10 protein-coding genes are annotated in these 9,817 nt (G+C 48.6%); 6 read left to right on the top strand and 4 right to left on the bottom strand.

Annotated elements, in window-relative coordinates; all coding sequences use genetic code 11:
- On the bottom strand, positions 1-865 hold an 865-nt coding region (locus SD53_RS10900; protein ID WP_046520271.1), incomplete at its 3' end, for a UvrD-helicase domain-containing protein.
- Positions 866-1,025: 160 nt separating this feature from the next.
- Between SD53_RS10900 and ubiK the strand changes: the two genes are divergently transcribed.
- The 6 genes from ubiK (at position 1,026) to SD53_RS10875 (ending at position 5,703) form a co-directional block, all read left to right on the top strand.
- Positions 1,026-1,280, top strand: coding sequence for a ubiquinone biosynthesis accessory factor UbiK (gene ubiK / locus SD53_RS10895; RefSeq protein ID WP_046520270.1), 255 nt, complete (start codon positions 1,026-1,028; stop codon positions 1,278-1,280).
- 14 nt (positions 1,281-1,294) lie between these two features.
- Positions 1,295-2,572 (top strand): Xaa-Pro dipeptidase, encoded by a 1,278-nt coding sequence (locus SD53_RS10890; RefSeq protein ID WP_046520269.1) that lies wholly within the window; start codon positions 1,295-1,297, stop codon positions 2,570-2,572.
- Positions 2,573-2,701: 129 nt separating this feature from the next.
- On the top strand, positions 2,702-3,052 hold the full coding sequence (locus SD53_RS10885; protein WP_046520268.1) for a hypothetical protein: 351 nt from the start codon (positions 2,702-2,704) through the stop codon (positions 3,050-3,052).
- Between the two features lie 88 nt (positions 3,053-3,140).
- The gene (locus SD53_RS18740; RefSeq protein ID WP_173425697.1) at positions 3,141-3,299 is read left to right on the top strand and encodes a hypothetical protein; all 159 of its coding nucleotides are present in this window, start codon (positions 3,141-3,143) and stop codon (positions 3,297-3,299) included.
- Between the two features lie 170 nt (positions 3,300-3,469).
- Positions 3,470-4,978, top strand: a complete 1,509-nt coding sequence (locus tag SD53_RS10880; protein ID WP_046520267.1) for a catalase — start codon at positions 3,470-3,472, stop codon at positions 4,976-4,978.
- A gap of 221 nt (positions 4,979-5,199) precedes the next feature.
- Entirely contained in the window at positions 5,200-5,703 is a 504-nt protein-coding gene (locus SD53_RS10875) for an ankyrin repeat domain-containing protein (protein ID WP_046520266.1), read from the top strand.
- Here SD53_RS10875 and SD53_RS10870 read toward each other — a convergent pair.
- From SD53_RS10870 to SD53_RS10860, 3 genes are all read right to left on the bottom strand, one after another.
- On the bottom strand, positions 5,700-6,044 hold the full coding sequence (locus tag SD53_RS10870) for a RidA family protein (RefSeq protein ID WP_046520265.1): 345 nt from the start codon (positions 6,042-6,044) through the stop codon (positions 5,700-5,702). The two genes, SD53_RS10875 and SD53_RS10870, sit on opposite strands and share 4 nt — an antisense overlap.
- A gap of 14 nt (positions 6,045-6,058) precedes the next feature.
- Complete coding sequence (locus SD53_RS10865) at positions 6,059-6,850, bottom strand: DUF2884 family protein (RefSeq protein ID WP_046520264.1); 792 nt, start codon at positions 6,848-6,850, stop codon at positions 6,059-6,061.
- An 81-nt stretch (positions 6,851-6,931) separates the two neighbouring features.
- Complete coding sequence (locus SD53_RS10860) at positions 6,932-9,817, bottom strand: ATP-binding protein (protein ID WP_046520263.1); 2,886 nt, start codon at positions 9,815-9,817, stop codon at positions 6,932-6,934.

Genomic DNA, 9,817 nt, shown 5'->3' with positions numbered 1-9,817 from the left:
TATTGGCTGCTTTGAGAATACGTTCGGCCGAGCGGTAATTTTGCTCTAACTTGATCACTTTCAAATTCGGGAAATCTTTACCCAGTAGCACCAGATTTTGTGGTTTAGCACCGCGCCAGGAATAGATCGACTGGTCATCGTCGCCCACCACAGTAAAGCGCTGGCGCTCCCCAACCAGCCATTTCACCAGTTCGTACTGGCTGGTATTGGTATCCTGATATTCGTCCACTAGCAAATACTGGATTTTTTGTTGCCATTTTTGTCTGACTTGTTCGTTAGAGGCGAAAAGTAAGGTCGGCACCATAATTAAATCATCAAAATCCAGCGCGTTATAGGCCCGCAGTTGCTGAGTATATTGCTGGTAGAAATTAGCAAAGCTGATGCTTTGTGCATCGGTAGCGCGAGCCAGCGCCTGACCGGGTAAAGTTAAATCGTTTTTCCATGAGGAGATTTTGCTTTGCAGCGCTTTAAGTAAATCTTTATCACCTTGCAGTTCGGTCTCAGTCAGCTCTTTGAGCAGCGCCATGCTGTCCTGATCGTCAAACAAGGTGAAGTTCGGCTTATAGCCAATAGCGCGGTATTCCTTTTTCAGGATCTCCAGGCCTAAGGTGTGAAAAGTAGAGACAGTTAAGCCCCGTAACAATGGGCGTTCCAGCTGATGTTTAATCCGTTCTTTCATTTCGCGGGCGGCTTTATTAGTAAAAGTCACGGCCGCAATATGTTTGGCAGGTACGCCACATTGCTGAATTAAGTACGCGATTTTATTGGTGATCACCCGGGTTTTGCCGCTGCCAGCGCCAGCCAGCACCAAACAAGGCCCACTGATGTAATGCACCGCATCGTTTTGTTGAGAGTTAAGTTTCATCAGACACCTTTTGCAGAAGTGCGTAGTTTAACCCAAATTCAGTGCGCTGAGGCCTGCTGATTTCTGCACAAAACGAGCAAGTCTGGCAAATATGCGGCAGAATAGCTTCGTCTGTGGCTATCAAGGCCGTAAAATATCAGTACTGAAAAGGAGCTATACCATGATTGATCCAAAAAAGATTGAAGAAATAGCCAAGCAAATTGGTGCCGTGATCCCACCTAAAGTACGTGAGATGGCCGATGACGTGGAGAGCAAAGTAAAGCAGGTACTGCAGCAAAAACTCAGTCAGTTGGATTTTGTGTCCCGCGAAGAGTTTGATGTGCAAACGCAAGTGCTGGCAAAAACCCGCGCCAAGTTGGATGAGCTGGAGCGCCGGGTGGCTGAGCTCTCGGCGAAAGACGATTCAGGAAATTAAAAATAAGGACCAGTATGAAATTCAGTCAGGTATCGGTGCTGCTCGTCGGGTTATTCAGCGCCGTGGTTATGGCGCAAGTCGAGCAGGTGATTAAAGTAGGACATTTGCTGGATGTGCGCACAGGAAACTACCAGCGCAACAAAGCTATTCTGGTCGAACAGGGCCGGATCAGTGCTGTTGTTGATGCAAAAGATGCTCCCGCTCACCTGCCTTTGATTGATTTATCCAGCCATTATGTGCTGCCAGGTCTGATTGATATGCACGTGCATTTGACATCAGACCCACAAAAACATGGTTACCGCGGTTTAGTCGAAACCCCGACCCGCGAAGCGATATTCGGCGTCAGTGCAGCCAGTGCGACCTTAAAAGCAGGGTTTACCACAGTGCGGAACTTAGGGGCTGCAGGCTACGCTGATGTGTCATTGCGTGATGCGATTGAAGAAGGCGAAATTCAGGGGCCGCGGATGCGGGTGGCTGCCCATACTATCTGTATTACCGGTGGGCACTGCGACAATAATCTGCTGCCTCATATCTACAATGCACGCAGTGCTGGTGTCGCCAATGGGCCGGATCAAGTTAGGGCTAAAGTGCGGGAAAACATCAAATACGGTGCGGATGTGATTAAGTTTGCCGCTACCGGCGGAGTGTTATCCAAAAATACCGACGTCAATGCCAGTCAGTATAACTTTGAGGAAATGAAAGCCTTAATAGATGAAGCTCACGACAGAGGGCGTATTGTAGCGGCTCATGCCCACGGTTTGCAGGGGATTAAACGTGCTATTAAGGCTGGTGTCGATTCGATAGAGCATGGCAGTTTTATTGACGATGAAGCCATTCAACTGGCGAAACAGCACGGTACCTATTTAGTGATGGACCTTTATGTCAGCGACTTTATCTTAAGCGAAGGCGAAAAAGCTGGCATTTTGCCTGAGTCTCTGGTGAAAGAGAAAAAGGTGGGCTTGCTGCAACGACAAAACTTCCAAAAAGCGGTCAAAGCTGGCGTCAAGATGGCTTACGGGACTGATGCAGGCGTCTACACTCATGGCTTAAATGGCCGTCAGTTTGCTTATATGGTGCAGTGGGGGATGACGCCTTTACAAGCCATTCAAGCCGCCACCGTCAATGCGGGCACTTTGCTTAACTGGAAAAATGAGCAAGGCCAACAAAACGTTGGCGTACTGGAGGTGGGGGCTTTTGCAGATCTGGTCGCTGTCTCGGTGGACCCACTGGTGCAGATCAAAGCGCTGGAGCAACCTGCTGTGGTGATTAAATCAGGTCAGCAGGTGTTGTAAGCTTTTCAGTAGTAGCATTAGATATTCTAATGCTACTGTCACACTTTTTCTCGTCTTTCTTACACAGTGTTGTCATGGCTTTGCTGAATAATTGCACACAGTGAAATGACTTAACGCCGGAGAAGACCTATGAAATTTATGACTGCTGCTGTATTTACTCTCGCTACTTTAGTTGTTGGCCAGTCTCAGGCCGCGTCAAGCTACACCTATTCAAACACTGAATATTGTGAGCTGGTTGCAGCGAATGCTGCAGATAACTTATTAAAAGCTTATGCGAAAAAGCTTGGTTTTACTCCGGCTCGTACTGCTTGTGTGCAGCTACTCAATCCAATGACAGCTCAGGTGACACAAGATGCTGAAGCGCAAATTCGAGCTTACTCCCGTGGCTCTGCCCGCAAATTACCGGCCTCATTAATTCAGCAGTTAAAAGCGATGCCAGAGCAACAGCGTCGGGCAGCTTTGGTGCAGATCTACGGTTAATTCGGCATTTTTCGCCGGACTACAGCTTGATAAGCGAGGGGAATGGCCCCAACATAAGCTGTATCAACCAGTGAGGCGGAGCACAACAATGAGCGAATTTGAGTTTGATTTAGACCATCTGGATTTTGATGGCGCTGAGAAAAAAACGGCACAACAACAACTGGCAGCAGATCAGTTGGCGGCAGAGCAAGCGGCGATGCAGGATGATGATTCTGACGATTGTGCTGGTGGCGCCTGTAAAATTTAAAGCAAATCTTGTATCAGCTTTATGGCTACCACCTCAGGGTCTGAGTGTATCACTCCGACCCTTATTGTTTTTTTAGATTGAAGCAATTGTTTTATTTTGTTTTTTAAATTGACCCTGGGCCTCTACTCTGTGTCGGCAGGATAGAGCGAACTCCAAAGAGGGTCATAACAATGTTTCAAAAATCAGCCTTAGTCGTAGCTTTAGGTTTGTCTTTAGCTGTACAAGCAACGACCTTAACCAGAGACAATGGTGCTCCGGTTGGGGATAACCAGAATTCCATTACAGCGGGTGCAAACGGCAGTGTGTTACTGCAGGATGTGCACCTGATCCAGAAATTACAGCGTTTTGCCCGTGAGCGTATTCCAGAGCGTGTTGTGCATGCCCGGGGCACCGGGGCTCATGGTGAATTTGTTGCCACTGACGATTTATCTGATTTAACCATAGCGGCGCCTTTTGCTGACCAGGGAAAAAAGACGCCAGTTTTTGTGCGTTTCTCTACGGTAATTCATGGTAATCACAGCCCTGAGACCTTGCGTGATCCCCGTGGTTTCGCCGTGAAGTTTTATTCTGAGCAGGGCAACTGGGACTTAGTAGGTAACAACCTGCCGGTGTTTTTTATCCGTGATGCGATTAAATTCCCGGATATGGTGCATTCATTAAAGCCTTCTCCTGTCGACAATATGCAGGATCCGAATCGTGTGTTTGATTTTATGTCGCACGAACCGGGGTCGACCCAGATGCTGACCTTTGTCTACTCAGACTTAGGTACACCAGCCAGCTATCGTGAAATGGATGGTTTTGGTGTGCATGCCTACAAGTTTATTAATGCCGAAGGCCAGGTGCACTACGTCAAGTTTAACTGGAAGAGTCAGCAGGGCGTGAAATCGCTGGATGCGGATCAGGTCACTAAAACTCAGGGCATGGATTTTAACCACCTGACCCGTGATTTGTATCAGAATATCAATGCGGGTAATCACCCCAAATGGGACCTGTATGTTCAGGTGATCACACCTGAGCAGTTGGATGATTTCCCGTTTAACCCGCTGGATGCCACTAAAACCTGGCCTGACGTCAAAGAGCGGAAAGTCGGTACTCTGACGCTCAACCGGATGCCGGATAACTTCTTTGAAGAAACGGAGCAGTCGGCTTTTGCGCCAGCCAACCTGATCCCGGGCATAGAGCCGTCAGAAGATCGTCTGTTGCAAGGCCGTATTTTCTCTTACTCCGATACTCAGCTATACCGTCTGGGCGCGAATCATAGCCAGTTGCCGATCAACAGGGCCAAAGTGGTGGTAGACAACCACAATCAGGACGGGGCGATGAACTTTGGCAACAGTAAGTCCAATGTGAACTACGAACCCAGCCGGATTGAGCCTAAAACTGTGATGACAGCGGCTCGTGCGGTCGAAACCAAACTTGACGGTACTGTGTTGCAAAAAGCCATCAGCAAGCAGGACAACTTCAGTCAGGCCGGCGCCTTGTACCGCAGCTTTAGCAAGCAGCAACAAGCTAACCTGATCAGCAATTTGTCCGGTGATCTGGGTCAGGTCAAAGATGCTGTCACTAAACACAAAATGCTGGCGCATTTTTACAAAGCCGACAGCGACTATGGCACTCGTTTAACCAAAGCGGTGAACGGCGACTTAAAGCAAGTGCAGCAAATCGCTTTATCTTTGTAACTTTGTCTCTGGTGTAGCTCAGTTGCCACTCTGTCTGCGACTGAGTCTGGTTTAAAGCCCTGCGAAACTCGTATGCTCTGTCCTGCACCCAGGGTGAGTTTCGCAGGCACCCATTCCCCTTGGTACTTGAAGCGACAGTTTGGTTGACTCCTGGCTCTCGCCTCGCTGCAACTCCAATTTGGTTGGGGAACCCATCACTCTGAATTTGAGGTGTTTAGCTGATGCGATTACTGTTACTTGGTTTGATGTTGTTCAGTGCCATGCTGCAGTCTGAAGAACAAACCCCTGATCCACTGGAACAACTGACCTCGTATTTTTTTGCTGCTGCCCGCACTGGCGATTTAGTGGTACTGCATGAGTTTTTGCAGCAGGGCTTTCCGGTAAACCAGCGCAGCAGCCAAAGTTATACTGCGTTAATGGTGGCGACTTATGCAGGTCAACAACAGGCGGTGGAATTATTGCTGGAGCACGGGGCAGATGCCTGCTTGCGTGATAAAAGAGGTCATACAGCGATGATGGCTGCGATAGTGAAAGCTGAATGGACCCTGGCAAAGATTTTATATCCTCTTGACTGTAAAGAGGATCAATCCACAGACGCCAAGGCGCCTGTGACGGATAAAAACAAAATGACTGTCGCCCAGTTTGCTGAAATCTTTGGTCAAAGTGACAAGCTGCAGCAACTGGCCAAAGAGCTCCAAAGTAAAGAGCTGGCGGGCAGCAATTAGAGTGCGGCTGTCACTTTAATTTCTACTTTCCATTCCGGATTCGCCAGGCGGGCTTCTACTGTTGCCCGGGCTGGCGCCTGACCTTCCGCTACCCATAAATCCCAGGCTGTGTTCATGGCGTTGTAATCGGCCATATCTGCCAGATAAATAATGGCATCGACAATATGACTTTTGTTTAGGCCTAACTCCTGCAGCAAGGTATCAATCTGAGCCAGCACGTTAGCTGTCTGAGCGGTAGCGTCCGAGTCCGTGTTATCCGGCACCATGCCGGATAAGAACACTAAGCCATTGGCGATAACTGCTTCGCTGTATCTTTTACCTGGTTGTATACGTTGGATCATGAAGTTTCCTTGGTTCAGATCACGGGTTTATAGCCTTCACTTTGCCCATCGATCAGGTCATAAGGCGCCATTGCCGGGAGCTGTTGCTGAATTTGGTGTTCCAGTTGGTCCAGACTTTTCAACTGCTGACAAATCTGCTGACCACGTTGTCGTAAATTTTTACTGTTTTTTTGCATATCGGCTTTGAGCTGACTGCCAAAGTTTTGCATTTTACTGCGAAAACTTTGCATTTTTTCTGCGGCAGTACCGGGACTTTGCAGAGCATTTTGTCCTAAGGTCAACATCATCTGGCCACTGATCCTGGCGACCGCCTGCTGAATTTTTTGCTCGGCCTCTTTTGCCAGATTTTTATCCGCTGAACGCAACTGACTACCATAGACATAAATCGCATCGCCTTGTCGTTGGACTAATTGGTTCAGTTGCTGTTCTAGTTGCTCTACCGGCTGTTGCAATTCCGGATTTTCCGCAAGGCTCATCCCGGTCACAGCTTGAACATTATGATCCAGTACCGAACGTGCTAGCTGTAAACTGTCATCCATCAAAGCGGCAGAAGCTGTAACCTGAGTACGGATGCCTTGTTGATAGGCCTTTAGATGCTGTTGAGTTTCCGGGCTAGCCGTACTTTTTTGTTGAGCAAGCCACAATTGACCTTTGGTATCGATGCGCCAGAGCTCCTGCTCGCCACGTTGCATGCTGACCACGGAAGGACTGACCTTCAAATCATCCTGTAATGTTAACGCACACTGATCGCTGGCATAGCTGAAACCACTGATCAGCAGGGCTGTACCGACATAAATCAACTTCATAACAACCTCAAGAAGGTGAAAAAAACTATGCTGCAAGAGACGCGATGAATCATAACTGAATCAGTGGTCATTAGTAGTACCCTAGCCAGGGGGGAGTTGAGGGCCAGGTGCAAACAGCAGTTCTATGGCTTGCTTTGACTGCAGCAAACACAGTTGTAACTGATGGGCCAGTAGCGGCTCCAGTTTATGTTGTTGTAGCAATTGATTTTCAGTCAGTCTGCATAGCTGGCTTAAACGGATCAATCCCAATTGTCCGAGACTGCCTATCATGCGGTGAAAAAGTTTAGGATCGGGACTCGGCTGGCTTAACTGCTGTGTCAGACTATCCAACTGATCTCTGACCTTTGTGCTCAGGGCTTGACGTTGTTCAGCATTCAATGTCTGCAGGCTTTGCTGCAGGTAATCTTTGTTATACAAGGGGCCCAACGGCGGTAATTGCGCCAGTTGTACTATCAGAGTCTGCAATTGTTCCCGACGCCATGGCTTCATCAGCACAGCACTGATTTGAGGAGGCAGATTTTGTTGAGCTGTGCCACTGACTAAAACAAAACGGCTGTTCTCATCAACCTGACCTTGTATTTTTAATTGTTCGATGCTTTGTTGTGCATCGGCATCGTCCAACTGGCCATCCAGAAATACCCAGGCCCACAACTGCTGTGGCAAGTGCTGTATCTGCTGCATACTGCTGGCCGTGGTCACGACAAAACCTAATTGAGTCAGCGTCTGCTGCAGACTGATACGACACAATTCGTCATCCTCAATCACTAACGCCTGATTTTGTCCATCGACCCCGGGCTGACGGCTTGGCCATACATCAGACACCTGACATTTCAGCTCAAAACTGACTTCAGTGCCCAGACCTGGTGCAGAATGGATCTGCAATGCCGAGCCTAATTGGTGTAACAATCTTTGGCATACCAGCATACCAAGGCCTGGACCTGCCTGTAGCGAACGTTGTTGCTGCAGGCGCTCACCTCTGAGTAACTGGCTGACTTGCAGTGTGGTTAAGCCGACTCCTGTATCCCGCACTTTAAATAATAAGGTCAAGGCACTCGCCTGCCGTTCAAGCAGTTCTACCCGCATTTCGATTTCACCTTGTTTGGTGTACTTGACCGCATTAGAGATCAGGTTGGTCAGTAGTTGAGTGAGCAGATTTTCATCCAGCACTACTAACTCAGGAACAGTGGATGCCACCGAATAACTGAGTTTAAGTCCTTTATTGCTGGCCAGAGGCTCAAGTAAATCGTGCAGCCTGCTGAGTAACTCTGGCAATACCACATGCTGCTCCAGTGGCTGATAGACCCCATAGTCCAGTCTGCTGCTTGTCAGAATGTTATTAATGATGTTGTCCAGAGACCAGACAGAACGGCGTGCCAACAGGATTTTTTGTTGGCTGTCCGCCTGAGTGGTTTCCGACAGTAACTGCGTCAATACAGCGTCTATGCCTTGTAATGGTGTGCGGATTTCATGACCTAAGGTGGCGATAAATTCATTTTTAACGGCGATTTTTTGTTGGGCCATTTCCTGCTGTTTTTGCAGCAATAAGCGGTTGCGCCTGGATTTGTGATAAAACAACGACAACAGCAAAGCTAAAGCTAAGCAGGCACCAACGGACAACAACAGCAGCATATTTTTTTGATGTTGCTGGCTAAGCTGAGCCAATTGGTTTTGTTGCGATGCCTGTTGCAGCTCGCGTTCCAGCAGGGCTTTGTGTTGTTCACTGGCAATCACCAGAGCCTGTTTGTGAATTCTGTCGTCGAATAGATGTTGTTGCAGTTGTCGCACCTGGTCCGCTGCAGCATAAGCTTGCGGATAGTTCTGATGAAACCCGGCCACCTGTGCACTGACTGTCCAGTACTCCAGCAGGCTTTGCGGCTCAGTAAAATCTGTGCTGTTTAACTGCAGTTGTTGGTACAAAGCCGCTGCTTCTGCGTGTTGGTTAAATTCCAGTAAGGCGGTTAGGTGGCTTAAACTGAACTGACGCAAGTTGGCCTGATGTTCGTCAGCCTTTAATAACTGACGGATTTGCTGATACCTGCTGTTGGCGGCTGCAGTGCGGTCAAAATATAAATCCAGCCAGGCTAAACTCTGTTGAGCGTCGGCCTGCTCAATAGGGTTGCCAACCTGCTGCGCGGTCGATAACGCCAGTTGGAGCTGCTGCTCCGCTTCCTGATATTTGTTCTGCGGTAACAAGCTACGTGCCAAACTTAAATGATATTGCGCTGTTAATGCTTGTTCCTGACGACTCAGACGCAGAGCCAGTGCTTTGCGGGCAAAATCTTCAGCACTCTGATACTGCTGATACAGCCTGCTGGCCTCGGCCAGCAGATGCAAAAAATTAGCCTGACGATTGCTATCATCTCCGGCCATCGCCAGACTTAAACCATCGCTGGCAATTTGGATGGCCTGGGGGTAGGCGTATAAATTTAGATAAATATGAGCCAGATCATAGCGGATGATTTGCAGGGGGACGCTATTGTTTGCATCTATCGCTATTTGCATCGCTTCCAATGCTTTTGGCAGAGCCTGATCGGCCTGGCCTAAACGATTCAGGTTATCAGCTTGTCGTCTGAGTGCATTAAACAACTGCTTGGTATCATTTTGTCGGCGGGCTAAACGTTCGGTTTCAAGACTGGTCTGGTAGGCCTGTTGATAATTTCCCTGCAGCATATAGGCGGTAGTTTGCTGTAACAGCAGCCTGTGATAATCAGCACTTTCCCTGTCGGTGCTGCTTTGGAGCCATTGTTGTGCATAACTCAGGCTAAGAGCCGGATCCTGAGTCACAAAAACTTCGCTCAGCCTGACTAATAGACTTAACCGCTGTGCCTGATCTGTGCTTTGCAATAGTTGGTGTTGCAACTGTTGACGCTCAACAGCAGTGGATACCTCTGGCTGTGACTGGCCTTGCGCCGCAGCAGAGCAACCCAATGTCAGACCCAACCATAGAAAAAACAGCTTAACGGCCAC

It is taken from the genome of Rheinheimera mesophila (genome assembly GCF_000986865.1).
Taxonomy (GTDB): Bacteria; Pseudomonadota; Gammaproteobacteria; order Enterobacterales; family Alteromonadaceae; genus Pararheinheimera; species Pararheinheimera mesophila.
The sequence above is the reverse complement of the archived record's forward strand: the minus strand, read 5'-3'. Positions and strand labels throughout refer to the sequence as shown.